9 protein-coding genes are annotated in these 17,882 nt (G+C 49.1%); 2 read left to right on the top strand and 7 right to left on the bottom strand.

Annotated features, from left to right (window positions below):
• Positions 1 to 26: 26 nt before the first annotated feature.
• Together RAC89_RS25160 and RAC89_RS25155 are read right to left on the bottom strand one after the other, a co-directional pair.
• Complete coding sequence (locus RAC89_RS25160; RefSeq protein ID WP_306616486.1) at positions 27 to 1,565, bottom strand: response regulator; 1,539 nt, start codon at positions 1,563 to 1,565, stop codon at positions 27 to 29.
• Positions 1,562 to 3,325: a cache domain-containing sensor histidine kinase gene (locus RAC89_RS25155; protein WP_306616485.1), complete on the bottom strand. Its 1,764-nt coding sequence runs from the start codon at positions 3,323 to 3,325 to the stop codon at positions 1,562 to 1,564. Before RAC89_RS25155 ends, RAC89_RS25160 begins: the two co-directional genes overlap by 4 nt.
• Before the next feature lie 158 nt (positions 3,326 to 3,483).
• Between RAC89_RS25155 and RAC89_RS25150 the strand changes: the two genes are divergently transcribed.
• Entirely contained in the window at positions 3,484 to 4,626 is a 1,143-nt protein-coding gene (locus RAC89_RS25150) for a GNAT family N-acetyltransferase (RefSeq protein ID WP_306616484.1), read from the top strand.
• Positions 4,627 to 4,714: 88 nt separating this feature from the next.
• Here RAC89_RS25150 and RAC89_RS25145 read toward each other — a convergent pair whose 3' ends face one another.
• From RAC89_RS25145 to RAC89_RS25135, 3 genes are all read right to left on the bottom strand, one after another.
• Positions 4,715 to 8,851: a collagen binding domain-containing protein gene (locus RAC89_RS25145; RefSeq protein WP_306616483.1), complete on the bottom strand. Its 4,137-nt coding sequence runs from the start codon at positions 8,849 to 8,851 to the stop codon at positions 4,715 to 4,717.
• Positions 8,852 to 9,104: 253 nt separating this feature from the next.
• The gene (locus RAC89_RS25140; protein ID WP_306616482.1) at positions 9,105 to 9,788 is read right to left on the bottom strand and encodes a class D sortase; all 684 of its coding nucleotides are present in this window, start codon (positions 9,786 to 9,788) and stop codon (positions 9,105 to 9,107) included.
• Between the two features lie 355 nt (positions 9,789 to 10,143).
• Positions 10,144 to 12,162 (bottom strand): bifunctional diguanylate cyclase/phosphodiesterase, encoded by a 2,019-nt coding sequence (locus RAC89_RS25135; RefSeq protein WP_306616481.1) that lies wholly within the window; start codon positions 12,160 to 12,162, stop codon positions 10,144 to 10,146.
• Positions 12,163 to 12,438: 276 nt separating this feature from the next.
• Between RAC89_RS25135 and RAC89_RS25130 the strand changes: the two genes are divergently transcribed.
• Positions 12,439 to 15,504, top strand: a complete 3,066-nt coding sequence (locus RAC89_RS25130; protein WP_306616480.1) for a hybrid sensor histidine kinase/response regulator — start codon at positions 12,439 to 12,441, stop codon at positions 15,502 to 15,504.
• Between the two features lie 18 nt (positions 15,505 to 15,522).
• Here the strand turns inward: RAC89_RS25130 and RAC89_RS25125 are convergent, their stop codons facing one another.
• Positions 15,523 to 16,662: a response regulator gene (locus tag RAC89_RS25125; protein ID WP_306616479.1), complete on the bottom strand. Its 1,140-nt coding sequence runs from the start codon at positions 16,660 to 16,662 to the stop codon at positions 15,523 to 15,525.
• A 119-nt stretch (positions 16,663 to 16,781) separates the two neighbouring features.
• A complete protein-coding gene (locus tag RAC89_RS25120; protein WP_306616478.1) occupies positions 16,782 to 17,867 on the bottom strand; it encodes a GerAB/ArcD/ProY family transporter in 1,086 nt (361 codons plus the stop codon).
• Positions 17,868 to 17,882: the final 15 nt, after the last annotated feature.

Raw genomic sequence — 17,882 nt, 5'->3', positions numbered from 1 at the left:
AACTTCGGACGCAGGGGGGATAATATTCAGGACTTCGTTCGGTATTCCGACGGCGTTTTCCCCGAAATCTTCTTGAACAATTGGCTGAAATATTTGACATCCTCGTATCCGACACGCCGCGCCACCTCGCTGATCTTGATCGGAGAATCGTCCAGCATCTCCATCGCCCGGCGAATGCGTTCTCGCGTAACAAATTCAATATAAGTCAGACCCGTCTCCCGTTTAAATACTTCGCTAAAATGATTCGGATTCAAATGCACATGCTTCGCGACCTGCTGCAAGGTTACGTTCTTGTCCAGATGGTCGCCGATATACGCTATTGCTCGCTTTATATACGAGACCCTCTCCCCCGCCAGCAGCTCATGGTATTTATCCATCAGCGACTGCAGATGCTTGAACAGCTTCTCCTCCGGCCTTTCCGACATCTCGTGCGAGTCCGTCATCAGCTGTTCAGGCAGCTTCTCCTCGCCTCCGAGTGCCGCCGTTACCCGTTCCAACCAGCGGTGTCCCGAAATAACGATCGAGTCCGTAAAGGCTTGCAGTGAGGCAGGCGTTACGGCCGGGTCAGCAAGCTGAGCTTCGATCATTTGATTCGCCCAATGCCTCAGCTCGATGGCACTGCCGGATTTGAGATGGGAAACGAGCTGCTCCTCCTCCTCTTGCGAGCATATGGTTCTTCCGCCTTTGTTCCCTTTCACATCATCGTAGGTGACATAGTCTTCCTGACCCCGGAAACCTTTGAATGTAAAAGCGAATGACGCCTCGCTATATGATATCTTCAGGTCCCAGAGCGTATGCACGCTCGAGCCGGCGGCGATGAACAGCTTACATTTCAGCTTCCGGCTGATTCTTCCAAGCTCCAGCTTAACTTTATTCATGTCAATGGTTGCATCACTGGATAGGACGATGACCACGTAATCCTTGCGAAGCAGTGTTTCACAATCGAGCAGCTCCGCGGCCATATTGTCCACAGCAAAATGAAGCGCACTTGCGTAATTCGTTGCATCGCCCCAACCGGAAGCCGCAATGATCAGCACTTGGAATACTTTTGCGTTCATGCGGAGCTTCGGCAGCAGCTGAGGGAATTGGGCTATCGAGGCCCCGTCCAGTCCCCCATCCGACAGCAGCTTCTCGAGCAAGCTTCCCCGAAAAGCCGTCTGCTGAATGTAATCCTGCTTTTGGGCATCCCACCGCTTCAGCAGACGCTGCTTCGCCTCCATTGCAGCCTTGATGATTTCGTTCGGGGAGCTCGTCTTCAGCAAATAGTCGCTGACGCCTTCGCGGATCGCTTGCTGTGCATAGGCAAAATCATCATACCCGGTCAAAATAATGATTTCCGTATCCGGAAGCTGCCGCTTCACCTCGGCTGTCAGCTCCAAGCCGTCTTTGCCGGTCATACGGATATCGGTCAGCACGATATGCGGCCGCTCCTCAGGAATGCGCACTAGCGCCTCTTCTGCGGAAGCGGCGGGAGGCAGCAGCTCGAAGCCGAGCTCCTCCCAGTTAATGACGGTGCTGAGACCGGTGCGGATAATCACTTCGTCGTCGACGATTAATATTCTCATGATGCGGATTCCTCCGTTACAGGTATTGTAAACATGACACGCGTGCCGATCCCTTCCGTGCTTTCGATTCGAAGCCCTGCTTCGTGGCCGTAATGAAGCAATAGACGCTGATGCACATTCCGCAGCCCGTAGCTTCCTTGCACGATAACCGTACGGTCATCCGGCGGAGTCAGCCGGTCCCGGATGTCCTGAAGCTTGCCCGGTTCTATGCCGACACCAGTATCCTCGATAACGAACGTCATCAGCATCCCCTGCATAACCGCATGCACATGGATGACGCCTTTCCCTTCCTTTTTTTGGATGCCGTGGATGAGCGCATTTTCAATTAAGGGCTGAAGCAGCAGCTTCAGCATCATATGGCTGTGAAGACTAGGGTCGATAAAGAAGTGTACCTCGAACTTGTCGGGGAAGCGGATGGACTGGATATTCGCATAGTGACGGGCATGAGACACCTCCTGCTCGACAGAGCAGAACTGGGCTCCCTTGTTTAAGCTGAAGCGGAGAAAGTCACTCAGGTTGCCGACCATCTCAGCGGTTTTCATATCTTTGTTCATCAGCGCCATCCAGTGAATCGAAGATAACGTGTTGTATAAAAAGTGCGGGTTGATTTGCGCCTGCAGCGCCTGCATGTCGGCTTCCTTCTTGAGCGATTCGTTGTGCTTCACTTGCCCGGTGAGTCGTTCAATACGTTCGCCCAGCTTGTTATAGCTGCGAACCAGTTGCCCTACCTCGTCCATGGACTCAACGGGATACATTTGCATCGGCTCCTCCGGATCGGTATCCTTCAGAAAATGCGTCAGCATTCGAAGCGGACGGGTTACCCGCTGCACGAAAAAAACGACAAGCGACGCGATGAGCAGCCCTGCGATGCCGACCGCTACCGCCGTAAGGGTGAGCACGTAGCGGTTCTGTGCCTTATACTCAGCCAGCGGAATGACTCCGACCAGCTTCCAGTTCACCCCCGGAACGGTGAGATAGAGGATCGTTTTCTCATCAGGAGGGTCCCCATAGTTGAAGGACCCTGTTATCTGTGTAAGCGGCATCAGCCCCGTCAACACAGATTCGACCGGACCGCGGAACGAAGAGCGGGACCCGCTGGAGAGGATTCCGCCCTTTGGATCTAGCAGCATCGCGTAGCCTTCGCCATTAAGGCCGGATTGCTTGAGCATGCGCTCTACGACGGCTTCGTCCAGGCTGATGACGAGTTTGCCGATTTGCTCAAAATTGTTCGTGCTGCGAATGGGCCGCACTAAAGAAATGACCCGTTTTACACCTGCGGCGGTATGATTCTCATACACGGTTGTCCACCATTTGGAATGCCTGTCGAAATAGCCCGGATCCTCCTTGGTTATATCGGGTAACCCGGACTCGAATATGGTCGTGTTGGATACCGGGTGGGCGATGTATTTGGGGTAAATAGTGATGTCGGAAATATACTTCTTGGAATAAACGAGATTGGATAAAAATTCGATCATTTGCGTCTGTTTGACCGCATTCTCCTCAGCGCTGCTCAAGTACTGCTGCACCTCTTTGTGGCCGATCAGAAACAACGACATGTTCTCGGCATCCTGGACGATAAATTCCAGGTTTGTATCGATTTGTCTTAGAATGCTCATAGCGGATTGCTTCGCATTCTCCTCCGTCACGTTAGAAGCCATCGTAAACGAGAAATAGCCGAGCAGCAGCATGGGAACGAGGATGGAAATAAGCAGAAAAAAGGACAGTTTACGATGAAGAGATCTTCCTAACCAGCGCGTCATATGATTCCCCCATTGTGGACTTTCATTCACTGAACCAGCTCACATATGCCTTAATATATACAAACATTTTTAAATAAAATCAAACTTTTCTTTTGCTTTTTTCGATTCTGGTGTTACTATTTGGACAGATGCAACGTCGAAAAAAAGGAGTGGGTTTGATGACAACCGAAATCAGAATCGTTCGTCCGCAAGAAATGGAGGCAGCTGCCAGGCTTGCTGACGCAACCTTTCGCGACGGGGAACAAAAGTCTATGGCTGAAGCGTTCCCTCTCGTTTTTTCCCGCGAATTGGAGCAGTCGTTTGGCGTGTTCGAAAGCGGCGAGCTTGTTGCTTTCATGGGTGTCGTGCCTGCGATCATCGCGATTGGGGACGCACAGCTTCGCGTTTATTCGCTGGGCTCTGTGTGCACGCACCCGGATCATCGCGGCAAGGGCTATGCCGGACAGCTACTGGAAGCGGTCAAGAAGCATATCGATGCGGCAGGTGCTTCACTGCTGCTCGTCTCCGGGGACCGCTCACTCTACACACGTGCCCGCTGTTACCCGTTCGGGAACGTAACTCACTTTACACTGAATCCGGAGACCGCCGCAGCAATTAACAGCCGGTACCCGAATGAAGCAGGCCATGTAACCGTACGGGAGCTTGCGCAGACCGATTGGTTCAGGATTCATGCTTTAGCCTCTGCACGCACGATCCGTTATGAGCAGAGCTTGTCCGAGCTGGCTCGCATGATGAACGCCGAGTCATTTGCGAGCTGCGTCAAGCTGCGTCACCGCGTATTAGTGGCGGAGGAGCAAGGGACTAACGGCATTGCCGCATTTGCTGTTGTCGCCGTACCGGATGGCCTCGAGCCGAAAAGGGGTCCGCTTGCTATCGAATGGGCCGGATCGGCCCCAATGGTCGCACACCTTCTCGCCGAAGCGGTAGGACGATACGAACTATCAGAGCTGGACGTGCCTGTTTCGCGTTTTGATACCGAACTGGCGCAAGCGCTTCAGGATTCGCCAAGCGCCGAACGTAACAATAGCGTTACACTGTTCGTTGTCAATGCGGAGCGGCTGTTCCGCCAGCTTGCGCCTTATTGGGATGTGCTCAGCCAATCGGTTCGGGTTGAGCCGCTCGAAGCAGGTGCGGTTCGGTTATCGGCCGGCACACATACATTGGAGCTGGATGCCCGTCAGTTCGTCTCGCTCGTTTTCGACGCCGAGCCGCAGCTCGAGGCGGATGCGGACGCGCTCAGGCAGCTGGCCAAGCTGTTTCCGGTGCCGTTCCCTTATGCTTCGGGGCTTAACTACGTTTAACGATCAACAAAAAGATGCCTCTTTGAAGCAAACCGCTCCAAGGAGGCATCTTTCATTGTTAAAACTATCGTATTTATACCATTGCTTGTTACACCAAACGACCGGATTTACGTCTTAGGAAAATAACCAGGCCGATGAAGATCAGCAGCCCGCCGATAACGTTCGGAATGATAGGGCTGCTTTCTCCCGTTTTCGGAAGCATGGCAGGTTTACCGCCTTGGCTTGATGGAAGTACATTGGATTTACCGGACTCTTCACCCGGCTGGTCTGTAGTACTGACAGCCAAATCCTTTACATTGGACTCATTTTCAGCTAAGCCAACATTTTCCCCAACAGGAGTGTCCTCCGCCGGATTGGTGTGAGTTTCATTCGATTCCTCTTCCGAAGCCGGCTGATCCGTTGGTTTTGGCGATTCCATTGGAGTCTTTGAATCCGTTGGTTCAACCGGTTTGGTTGGATCCGCTGGAATCGTTGGCTTGGCCGAATCGGTTGGAGTCGTCGGTTTTGTCGGACTTACAGAATCCGTTGGAGCCGTCGGCTTTGTCGGGTCTGTTGTATCCGTTGAGTCGGTCGGCTCCGCAGGGCTTGTTGGAGTTGTCGGAGTTGTAGGAGTCGTCGGCTCTTTCTTCTCTTCGTTCTCCACAACAATGCCGATATCACTGTTCGTGACCGTCACATGGAACGGCGATGCAGTAAGCACATACCCGACAGGTGCGGCAGTTTCCGTCACTCGATATTCGCTTGGAAGCAGATTGTCGAATAACAACTCACCGTTCGTATTCGTCGTTCCTACAGCAAATTCGGTCCATGTCCCGTTGATCCGTCTTTCCAGCTTAAAGGAGGCTCCGGCAAGCTTGAACGCAGGGTCATCCTTTTTCACTTTCACAACGGTTAACTTGTAGGTCATTGGAGCGACAACGATTTTCTTGTTCCCGACAACGATATCCTTATCACTGTTTGTGATAGTAACATTAACCGGTGAAGCATTAAGAACATATCCTGCAGGTGCGGCAGTTTCCGTTACACGGTAATCACCTGGCTGCAGCTGATCGAATAACCATTTGCCGCTCGCATTCGTCGTACCAACGGCAACGTCCGTCCATGTCCCGCCTGCCAGTCGCTTCAGCTTGAAGGAGGCCCCGGCAAGCTTCAATGCGGCATTGTCTTCGTCCACTTTCTCGATGGTAAGTTTACGATCGGCCGGCAGTGGGACTTTCCCGTTTTCGACTTTAAGCGTCTTGTCGCCATCGCTCAACAGAACGGTAAAATTGAGCGGTATCGCATTCAGTACATAACCGGCTGGTGAAGCGGTCTCGGTCAGCCTGTACGTGCCGGACAGGAGCTTGTCGAATACGACTTCTCCGCTTGCGTTGGTAGTTTTGGTACCGCGGTCCTCCCAAATACTGCCCTTTAGCCGCTCCAGCTTGAAGGTGGCTCCCGGAAGCTTCAGAGCGGCATTGTCAACATCCACTTTGATAACGGTTAGCTTCCGGTTAATCCCGCTTCCCGTTCCTCCGCCGGAGGAGAAGGAAACGACAACCTCATCCTCAACGGATTTCGTAACTTCAACGGCGTTCTCGCCTTTGAAAACAATTTCGTTGGACACGACTTCTCCATGTGCCGCATCAATCAATGATTCGTACTCAAGGATATACGCCGTATCGATGGGTTGATTGAACTTGAGCTCAAACGTTTGAGTTCCTGTTTGGGTATCCGTTTGAATCTTAAGCTCATAGGCCGAAGCCGGCAGCTCCGCCCCCTTGGTTACAGTACCGTTCGCCGCGATGCTGGTAGCGTACAGCTTGAAGGTATTTTCAAGCAGAAGCTGGTTGGCGCTTGGTTTGTCAACCACCCGGGCCTGCTGCACATAAGAGAGACCTCGGTTAATATGTACGGTCCACTTGATATTGGAACCGTTCTGTGTGCCTGACTTGAATACATACTCGCCGCCGTGAGGAACCGTTACATCGGCAGTCAAATCTTTCCCTACCTGTACGGACCCGTTCATCAGCTTGCCGGCGTTATATATCTTCGAATCGTTAATTAACGCCCCGTTGTACGTGGTTTTAAAGGTCAAGAAGTACGGGGTGCTAATCGGTCCCAAGCCGATGTCGACCTTCGTATCAGTGCTGTTATTGGTCAACCCAGCCACTGGATTGCTTTTGTCGACAGCGTAAGCGCCGTTTGATTGAATTGTCATCGGATAGATTTCAATTGAATTGGCCACCAGCTTCTGCCCTTGGAGCAGCTCATCCGTAATGATGGCGTCGGGAATATTCATGCTGTTGTAGTTTACCCCGACTTCCCAAGTAACTTCTTTGTTTTGGACGTTATACTGGCCCTTCTTAAACCCGTTATTCTGCACGTTCGCTACAGGGCTGCAGTTCCGAGTCACGGATTTGTACGTGCTGTTATACGCTTCGTGCCCCGTCCACTCTACTTTGGCCTGATTGGTGAAGCTGGTGATGCCGCCGGCCAAATCAACATATTTCGTCTTGTAAACCACCGTATACTTATCGGCGATCGGATTCGAAAACGTAATCGTGAACGGTTCGTTGAGTCCGGGATTATAAACGACCTGATAAACCGACGGATTAACTATCGTATTGCCCGCGTCGCGAATTTCCAGCGTTCCCGGGAGTAACTCCAGATTGGCGCCCGGCATATTAGAAAGCTTGACCCCTGCCGGCAAATCATTGATACCGCCATGGAGCTTGATTTCCCAGCCGATCGTTTGCGCTGCGTAATCGATCGGTCCGCAGGCGTTCTCGATAACCAGCGGCTGAATCGGCCTTGTACCTACAACACCCGGTCCATGATTAAGCTCGGTGACTTTGTTGGAGATCGTTACGGGTTCTTTCACCGGGTCAATCGAGCGCGTTTGATAAATGATCTTGTAAGCAGACTGGATCGGGGCATTGGCGAAGGTCAGCTTAAAGCCATGCAGGTTCTCCTCTGCTTCCGGATCGTTTTCGGCAATGGGATCCACGGTGTAATGCGTATTAGCTGTCAATGGAGCACCGTTCGTCGCATTCCCGCTGCCGTTCAAGGTTACAGGAAACACTTGGATCGTACCCGGTACGAGCTCTTGCGACGTATTGAATAAGTCAATCAGTTCAGGAACGGTAACTTCCGTTTCGTCGTAATTGTACTCGATCTCCCAGGTGATTCGCTGCGTTTCCCTATCATACTCACTTGACTTTTTGGCTAAATGACTACCTCTCTGTACCGTAACTGGAGCCGTACTGCTGACGCCGCTTGGGTTACCGTTATGAGAGAAGGTTGCCGTGTTGTTGAAGGTAAGCTTTTGCAGGTCGACAATATCCGTAGAATAGGCAACGCGGTAAGCCTTCGCAATATTCCCCAGGGTTACCGTAAAATCTTTGTTGCCGGCCGTCTTTCCGATCGTGTAGTCGTTCGGGTTGACTTCAGCTCCTTGGATAACGGTACCGTCCAGCTTCACATCCAATTCGAAGACTTTCATCGAATTCGGTACCAGCGTCAGTCCGTCAGGGAGCTCGTCCGTCACGACCGCTCCGTATACAACGTCCGTCACTTTATTGACGTCAACGGTCCAGTCGATCGTTTTTGCGTTGTACGAACCTGGCTTGGCAGAACCTTTTTTCTCAATGGTACTGCCTACATTCGGTTTAAAATGCATCGTAAAGGCAAAGAAGGTATTGCCTTTTACATCAAATACGATCTGCTGTGTGACATCGTTGTGGAATTTGGTCTTGTCGAATTCCGCTTCAAACCAAAGGGAGCCTTGAATGTTTTCCAGCTCTTCGATTTGGTTGTTAAACGTCATGACCGCTTGATTCGTCAGATGATTGACGACAAAGCTGCCTACACTGCCTTCTCCCGTTTCCAGCGGGAAGTTCAAGCTTCCGGAGAACAGCTTAAACTGCTCCGGCAGTTGAAACCTGAAGGTGTCACCGGCTGTATAAGCATGGCCGTTCGGCAGTGCCCAATCGTAGTCCAGTCTAACCTTTGCGTTCTGCTCCCAATCGATGTTCAGCAGCGCGACCTGCGGATCGTCATACACGGACACGGTTACGGATTGATGCTGGTCCGTAATCGTTACCTTCAAATTTTTGAGTATGTTCTCCGTAATTTCCGCACCGGCGGCGTGAGCCGCGGGCAGCAGGACAGGCCCGAACAACGTTTGCAGCATGAACAGAATGGTGAGCACGAGCGTACCCACAGGATTCCCTTTCCGTTTCAAAAGCTCTTTCCCTCCGTTCGGTCAATCTCCTACCAGAATATTACGTCTTTTTATCTGACTATACTTTGGCGTTCCCCTCCCTTTCCACTCGCTTTCAAAGCTTCCTTACGTCATTCTCTAAGATGCCAATGTAGATTGTACCCAACGCATCTCTACAAGATCTCTACAATGAATAAAAAATGTCAAAAAAGGAAAAGAAAAAGCCGTTTCTTTTCAAGAAGAAAAAAAACGGCACGTCTATTAAATCGCATATTTAGCTGGCGATCTCAACTCCATACTGCACATTCTCAATGATTTTTCCTTTAATAATCAAGCGGTGTGTACCCGTATCCACCGGATGGCACGTTACAAGCGTAATTTCCCTCTCCGTTCCCTTCGGCTCCAGAACCCAAACCTCATGCGGTTCAACGTACAGCTTCTCCGTAATCTGATAGCGGAATGTCTCTTTTCCGTTGTCGACATCGATGGCGTCGCCGGGTGCGAGTTCGTCCAGCCGATTGAAATTACGGCCAAAGGTACGGTTACGATGGCCGGCAACAGCGAAATTGCCGATTTCACCGACATTGCCGGTATTTTCAATGCTGGCAGCCGTCGTTCTCAAATTTTCCGGGCTCGCCCCCTTTAAGATGGGAAGCTTCAAATCGATCTTGTCGACATACAGCAAACCGACCATGTTCTCGCTTAACGGAACCCGTTCGCGTTTCGATGCGGGAGCGTCGGAAACGGTAGTACCGGTTGCATCATCCCCGAGCGGTGAAACAGCTTCACTTGGTTCCAGAGAAGAGTCCTCGACATTCTTAATCGTTTCAAAGGCGTTCTGCCACTCTTGAATCAGAGCTTGCTGTTGACGATCATGATATGTTTCCACAATACTTGGAAAAGCAATGATGAATACACCTGCACCAATAAGAAGCGCAGACAATACGTTTCTTTTCATGGGTACCTTCCCGCAATCATTTGATTTGGAGTATGGACTCGCGAAGTTCGGGCATCAGCGTTTGGGCGGTGCCTGGTCTATGATCCCCTTAATGGGAAACTGAAACAATGCTGCAAACCCTCTTGCACATATTAGCGCCTCTTTGTACAAATTCCATTCTCCGACCACTAATTCGTGGGTCCGCCCGTTAGAGGTAACACCTTCCAAGGTGACAGCAAACCTCCCATGCCGGTTCATTATCGTTATGCTGTTTAGCTTAATAAAATGGGCAATATTCACCATAATCTTATCACAACTTCGCATTAGGTAATGGAATGGAAACTTACTTTTCCACTGTTACAAGCTTAGTACAATGTCATGCATCCATAGAATCATGCTTCGTTTTTTTGTAGCGCTCCAGCCACAGCTCCATATTCTGATGGTCCATTGGTTTGCCGTAGTAATATCCCTGCATCACATAACAGCCGAGCTGTGTCAGGAAATCGATATGCTCCTGATGCTCGACGCCTTCGGCGATCACATCAAGCTTGAGATTTTCGGCCATTAGGATAATCGCATGAATAATAGCCCTTTTGCTTGGTGTATTCAGATCGTTCGTAAACAACCGGTCCAGCTTCAATGCATCAATCGGGAGGCGATCCAGCAGCCCGATGGAAGAATATCCGGTACCAAAGTCATCCATGGAAACCCTAACCCCAAGGTTCCGTAGGCTTTGAAGCTGGCGTATGATGTCGTTGATATCGAAAAATACCATCGACTCGGTAATTTCCAATTCGAGATACCGCGGCTCAAGGCCTACCGTATTCAATGTGTGCTCGATCATTTCCGCCAAGCTGTCGGAGTGGAATAGACGCACCGAGAGATTCACGGATACCGGCTGCAGAATTCCTTGCGACTGCCATTCTTTCATTTGCTGACATGCCACTTCCAGCGTCCACCTGGTCATGGGAACGATAAGTCCCGTCTCCTCCGCAATCGGAATGAACTCTCCCGGCGAAATAAGACCCAATCTCGGATGCTGCCAGCGAATCAGCGCTTCGAACCCGTATAATCGGTTCGTTCTCACATCCCACTTCGGCTGATAAACGATATAGAATTGCCTATGTTCCAGCGCTTGCTGCAAATCCTTTTCTAATTCCATCCTGCGGACCTCTTGGAAGCCCATTTCCTCCGTGTAAACGCAATACTGGTTTTTTCCAAGTCCTTTGGCTTTATACATCGCCGTGTCAGCGGTCTTGAGCAGATGCAGCTTGTCGGATTCCTGAATCGTGCCGATGCTGATTCCGATGCTTCCCGTAACATAAAGCTCATTTCCATCGATATAATATACTTGCTTTATGCTTTTCAGGATTTTGTCAGCTACAATCTCCGCCCGCTCCTGATTGCAGTTCTTTACGATAATCAAGAATTCATCCCCGCCGATTCGGAATGCAACCTGGTCTGTGCGAATAAATTCCCTCAATCGGGAACCAACCTCTTGAACAAGCAAATCCCCGATATTATGCCCTAAGGTATCATTGATAGCTTTGAACCGGTCGAGGTCCAGGAAGAGAATGCCTATCGTTTCGTTCCCATTATGCATAGCAAAAAAACGGTTCATCTCATTACGGTTCGGCAGACCGGTGATAGTGTCCTGATAGGCCATTCGTTCAAGAACATGCCTGTCAAAATAGATGGCACCCCAAGAAATGAAAAAAATGATAAATACAGTAACCGTTACACCATATAACAAGAAGATGTCAACGGAAGGGGCTTGCTCCATCATCCCGTCGTGTCCATGAAACTGGGCCGCCTTCATCCCCGTATAGTGCATCCCGCAGATAGCAAAACCCATTATTATAGAAGACAGCCACTTAAGCCAACTCGCCGACGGTTGACTGCGAAAGCGTAGAAACAAAAACAGCGCGGCATAAGAAGCTGCAAAAGCGATGATCGCCGAGGCGGTCCAAAGCTTCTTGTCGTAAGACAGGTCGACAGTCATGATCATAGCTTCCATTCCCATGTAGTGCATGGTGACAATTCCGGCACCCATGATCAGACCGCCTACGGCAATTTTAACCCAATTGATGTTTTTGGGCATGGTGATATAGAAGGCTATGAACGAGGAGATGACACTGGCCAGCATGGAAAGTAAAGTAAGCCATATATTGTATTCCACCGTTGCGTGAAGATGGAAAGCCAGCATGCCGACGAAGTGCATGGACCATACGCCGTTACCCATAACAAACGCCCCTGCGAGCAGCCAAAAAAATTGGCTTCTTCCGTGGGCATGCGAAATCTTCGCGGTTATGTTCAAAGCGGAATAGGATGCCAAGATCGCAATCACTACCGATAAAGCGACTATATAATAATTGTAACTGCCCTCGATGTGCATATCATTCACTCCTGCTGTTGTACGACAATCACAACAGTTGATCCCATCTATTCCAGTTCTTGAGGCATGTCTGACGGTTTCATTTATTATGCCATAGTCACCTCTACAATTTCTCGACAATCTTCCATAGCGAAAAATACTAGAAATATTAGAAACTCGGAGTGTACAATAGGGCAAGGGTATATGATGAGCCTTTCCAGGATACGAATCCCGGGTAATTTCAGTTCAGGCTAACTAAACTTGCACATTTTATATGACTGGGGTAATGATGTTCTTATGAGAAGGAAGATGGTGCTGATCATCACCGTTTTTATTATCGGAATCACGGCATTGCGTTTGTCTGTGGTCAGTCTGCAGCAGCCGGTGATTCATCCGAAAGTGGAGCGAGGAGTCCTCGACCTTCGAGGCTGGACGCTTCCGAAAGACCGAACTATCGTTCTAGACGGCGAGTGGGAATTTTACCCCAATCGGATTGTCAGTTCTGTGGAGGAAGCTTCACGGGAACAAGTGCACCAAGGGAATAATTCATATATTGCTGTGCCCGGCGCGTGGGATGCCTATTTTGATAAGGCACGTTCAGAGATTACTTCGTTTCGTTACGGCACTTATCGACTTCGTATTCTGCTGGATGAGCATGAAGAAAATTCCTATAGTATCCGAACGAATGGGATTAAAAATGCTTCGGCTGTTTATGTAAACGGAAAGCTGGCGGGTGGTACAGGCCTTCCTGCAGAGGCCCCCGACTCCTACGAGGCCCGTAGAATTCCCTATACCGTAACCTTGCCGAGAGATAGCAGCAGCTTAGACATATGGATCCCCGTTTCCAACCATGCGGGCGAAGGTGGAATCGTCAAATCCATCCGATTCGGAACTCAGGAAGCCGTCGAGCACCGAACCCTACTCTCTGTTACCCTTCAGCTGCTGCTGAGTGTTGTCTTATTCGTACACGCATCGTATGCGCTGATGCTCTATTTTCTTGGTGCCGGAAATCGAGGGCTGAATTACTTCGCACTAACCATCTTTTGTGCTCTGATAAGCGTTATAGCGGCAGACGACAGGCTGCTTTTTCTTTGGTTTCCTCAATCGTTCGAGGTAACCGTTAAGATTACGCTGCTTTCTTATATTGGTGTAATGGCCTTCCTGCCCCCGCTGTTTAAGAATATGTTCCCGGAACACGGAAATATCCCGGCGGTCCGTTGGTTTTCTATTTTTTGCGCAGCTTATGCCGGCTTTGTCGCCTTGTTCCCATCCAAACTCACGCTGCCTACAATGAGCAGCTTATTAGTTGCTGTGCTGGTTCTATCCGTCGTCGTCTCAAGCAGTATTCTTCGGGCCGCCGTCAGAAAACAAGAGGACGTTATTTATTTGCTGATATGCTGCACCAGTCTTGGAATGAATATTTTCTGGACCCTATTCAGTCCCAGAATTTTTTCTTACGAACTCATGCATTATCCGTTCGACCTAATTTTCACGGTGCTGGCCTTTGCCGCCTTCTGGTTTAAACGCTTCTTCCGCTCTGTTGCCCGTACGAAGGAGCTTGCCGAAGAGCTTAAGCAGGCAAACGAAGTGAAAGACGAATTTTTGGCCAATACGTCACATGAATTGCGTAATCCGCTTCATGGTATTATCAACATTGCCCAAAATCTGCTGGACGATCCGAATCACCCTGTCCATGAAGCGCAAAAAACTAGATTGGAATTGCAGGTCTCGGTCGCCCGGCGCATGTCCCTGATGGTAGATGATTTGCTGGATATTGTACGTTTGAAGGACAGAGCCCTTCAATTACGCTTGGGGAATGTAAGGGTTCAATCTGTTGTTTCCGGAACGGTTGAGATGATTCGGTTCCTGCTTGAAGGCAAGCCCATTACATTAATAGTGGATATACCGGATCGCTTTCCCTCTGTCAAGGCAGATGAGCACCGGCTCACGCAAATTATGTTTAATCTGCTGCATAATGCCGTTAAATTTACCGATGAAGGAAGGATTACGATCCGCGCCGATCTTGTAAACGGAATGGCACGGATCCAAATCAGCGATACGGGAATCGGCATGGACGAAGATACGCAGCAGCGTGTGTTTCTTCCTTATGAACAGGGGAATACAAATACGTCCTCCTATGGCGGTTTCGGGCTTGGGTTAAGCATTTGCAAGCAGCTTGTCGAACTCCAGAGCGGAGAGCTGCATGTGACATCAATCCTTGGTGAAGGCTCGACCTTCATGTTTACAATTCCTTTGTCCGGGGAAGATGAGCAGACAAATCGCTTGGAATATATCCCGCAATTCCTTATGGATGAGTCGGCCGCTGCCGCAGAGGCTTCTCCGGAACACGGAGGGATGACGGAGACTCTCATTCGAAACTGGCCTAAGATCATGGTAATTGACGATGATCCTGTGAACTTACAAATCATGTCGGATATGCTTGGCGGACAGCATTATGAGGTCAGTACCGCTCTTAGCGGCGCAGAGGCATTGGCCAACCTGGAGCAGGCTGATTTTGATTTATTGATTATGGATGCGATGATGCCGCACATGTCCGGGTACGAGCTGGCCCGAATCATTCGGGAACGATACTCGGCTTCCGAGCTTCCTATTTTGTTGTTAACAGCGCGCAGCCGACCGGAAGATATCCAAGCGGGCTTCCAATCGGGGGCCAACGACTATGTGACCAAACCGGTAAGCTCACTGGAATTGAAGTCCCGTGTTCGTGCATGGACAGAGCTTAAAATTTCGATAGAAGAGCGGTTACGGATTGAGGCCGCATGGCTGCAAGCCCAGATTCAGCCCCATTTTCTCTATAACACCATTAACACCATTTCCGCTCTAGGAACAATAGATATCTCCAGAATGCAGGCGTTGTTGGAGCATTTCAGCAACTATTTGAGGACTAGCTTTGACTTTCACAATACCGACAGCGTGGTTTCCGTTAAACGTGAGCTTGAGCTTGTTCAAAGTTACTTGTATATTGAAAAAGAGCGTTTCGGGGAGCGGCTTGAGGTTCAGTGGATGCTTGAGGATGAACTGTATTTTCAAGTGCCTCCGCTTTCTATCCAGACGTTAGTGGAAAATGCGGTTAGACATGGATTATTAACCCGTTCCTCTGGAGGGATAGTATCCATCCAAATAGCCCGTCACGATAATGATATAAATATCTCGGTTCGCGACAATGGTGTAGGAATGGATACCGACCAGATGAGAAAAGCGCTCGATTCCCCGACAAGCGATCAGGGTGGAATTGGACTTCGCAATACGAACCGGCGCCTTAAACAGCTGTACGGCAGAGGACTGGAGATAGAGAGCAAGCTGAATCAAGGTACGACCGTAACCTTTAGAATACCAAAATAAGGAATGAACCTCAAAGGTTCATTCCTTATTGCTCTTCCACTGCTGATACCAATTTGTGATGGCATGGCTGGGCATTGCGCCAAGATCCTCCCACAATACGTTCAGGAGCTGCTCATATTGGCGATGTACCGATTGGGACTGACCCATATCGGCATATAACTTCATCAAGGCAAAGTGCGCCTCCTCCGTTTGGGGATGACGCCGAGTTACTTCTGCATACTTCTCTATGGCCTGGTCATACATAGTGCAGGAAGCATACCAGGAGGCAAGCTGCAGGACGGTTCGAATCCATAACATCTTCAGCCGGTGCCGTTCCCCTTCAATCCACCAATAATCGCATTCTTCCAGGTAATCTCCCTTATATAAGCTTATGGACTGCTCATGCTCTTGGATGGTTTCCGCAGTAATCGGCACATTGGCACCGATTCGCCCTTCCCATTCCTCCACATCCAATGTGACATCCCGGAGGGACAGCATGTAGCCCTCCGACGTGCTAGCTATTTCCAGATGATGTGCAAACGGCTCTAATGTCTTGCGGATATGATAGATTGCCGTATAGAGCTGGGAATTCGCGCGATTCGGCTCGAAGCCCTGCCAGAGCAGATCGGCAAGGGTTGTCTTACGTATGATCTGACCTCGATGCTGAAGCAAATAAACAAACAGCTCTTGAGCCTTTGTTGTTCGCCACCGTAATGGTGAAAGCTGCCCCGGTTTTTCCTCGATCAGCAGCTGTTGGAGCATGGTTACTCGCAGCCCGGCTTTGTTACGATGTAACGGCGCAGTTGCCTCGCGGAGACGCTCTTCTACACGCTGCAGGGTTTTGACTAACCGCTCCCTCTTAACGGGCTTCAATAAATAATCCAAAGCATTCAACTCAAAAGCCGAAATGGCGAATTGGTCATAGGCGGTTACAAATACAATATGTAAATGGGGATTCCATTCTAAGGCTTGCTCAGCCCATTCAAGTCCGCTTATCTCAGGGATATGGATATCCAAAAAGACAACTTGAAGACTGTCATTCTTCATTGCGAATTGTTTAGCTTCAAAGGGGTTGGTGAATTTACCCATAATTTCAATCGGACCATAGCCGCTGTTTATCAGCTGATATTCCAAGTAGCTCAAGGCTAAATTCTCGTCATCCACCAGTATTACTTTCATAATTACTCCTTATTACCCAATATTTTATCCTGTATTCCTATTCCAATTATATCAATTCTTGAAGAAAGTGGATATATAGCTGGAACGGAACCTACAGTAAACATTGGCTGATTGGAGGTTTAGTGATTTTTCTTAACTTGTGTAACTACAAAGAGTAATGGGATATAACCGTAAATGAAATACAACCCGACAGTCTGATAGCTTTCGGAAAACCAATGAATCCTATCGCTATCCTTCACCCAAATCGTTAACACCAGGATCCCGGCAAGAATCCCAAGCAAGCTTAAACGAGGTCTGATTCGCAAAGAGTTTTTCATAACACGGCATGCTACCCATATACTTAAAGAAATATTGGCAATGATTTTGATGATCCAAACGGAAATAGCTAAGTATTCTAATCTTTGTAGTACGGGCACTTCAAATATCATGATCATACTCAACGTTGGCCAAATAATTTTGCGAAGCTGGCCTTCGCTAAAATACATAAACGTAAGCGTAAGAATAACCAAGTACAGACCCGTTGTAAACAATACTGCGAAATGGGCCCACTTTTGAGACTTTTCAGGTGTACGGATGAATGGATAAAATAGGAGAAGAGCTTCAATTCCCATGAATTGAAACAACATGCTTTTGGTTGAATGCATAATATCGATTATCGAATGGTTAAAAAGAGGCAGCAGGTTTTGAGGGTGTGCATAAGGTAAAACCAGCAGTATCTGGGGAATGATAAAAAAAATCGTAAGCATCAGCCCCCAAAAACTGAGTGCGGCAACCGATCGAAATCCACCGGAAACGGTATAGTAGATTAACGCTGCAATTAAAATACTTAAGGGCCAAACCTTCATTACCGGAAATACCCACACTTGAATAACATGCAAATAGGTGCGAAACTCGATAAAGGCACTACTAAAAAAATAGACGGCTAGCCCCAGGTTCAACAAAAATCCCAACAGCTTACCGAAGCAAGCTTGATGAATGGATGTGACGTCCAAACCTTGATGGGATGACATAATTTTATATATCATCCATATTACGATATGTATGCTCCCCCCCATCAAAAGCACGGAAATCCAAGAATTATATCCTGCATGCTTCATCAATTCTTTTTGAAAGCTGAGAACTCCTACCCCAACCATACTGACATACAGAACCGTAAAAATGAGGTATGGAGATATCAAGTGTCTTTCTTGAACGCCATTGCTCACAGCAGAAAATACCCC

The sequence above is a fragment of the Paenibacillus sp. GD4 genome (genome assembly GCF_030846225.1).
GTDB classification, from domain to species: Bacteria; Bacillota; Bacilli; order Paenibacillales; family NBRC-103111; genus Paenibacillus_G; species Paenibacillus_G silviterrae.
The sequence above is the reverse complement of the archived record's forward strand: the minus strand, read 5'-3'. Positions and strand labels throughout refer to the sequence as shown.

Coding starts and splice junctions, on each gene's coding strand:
- RAC89_RS25150 (WP_306616484.1), top strand. CDS start 3,484: ATGACAACCGAAATCAGAATCGTTCGTCCGCAAGAAATGGAGGCAGCT.
- RAC89_RS25135 (WP_306616481.1), bottom strand. CDS start 12,162: ATGCACATCGAGGGCAGTTACAATTATTATATAGTCGCTTTATCGGTA.
- RAC89_RS25155 (WP_306616485.1), bottom strand. CDS start 3,325: ATGACGCGCTGGTTAGGAAGATCTCTTCATCGTAAACTGTCCTTTTTT.
- RAC89_RS25140 (WP_306616482.1), bottom strand. CDS start 9,788: ATGAAAAGAAACGTATTGTCTGCGCTTCTTATTGGTGCAGGTGTATTC.
- RAC89_RS25130 (WP_306616480.1), top strand. CDS start 12,439: ATGAGAAGGAAGATGGTGCTGATCATCACCGTTTTTATTATCGGAATC.
- RAC89_RS25125 (WP_306616479.1), bottom strand. CDS start 16,662: ATGAAAGTAATACTGGTGGATGACGAGAATTTAGCCTTGAGCTACTTG.
- RAC89_RS25160 (WP_306616486.1), bottom strand. CDS start 1,565: ATGAGAATATTAATCGTCGACGACGAAGTGATTATCCGCACCGGTCTC.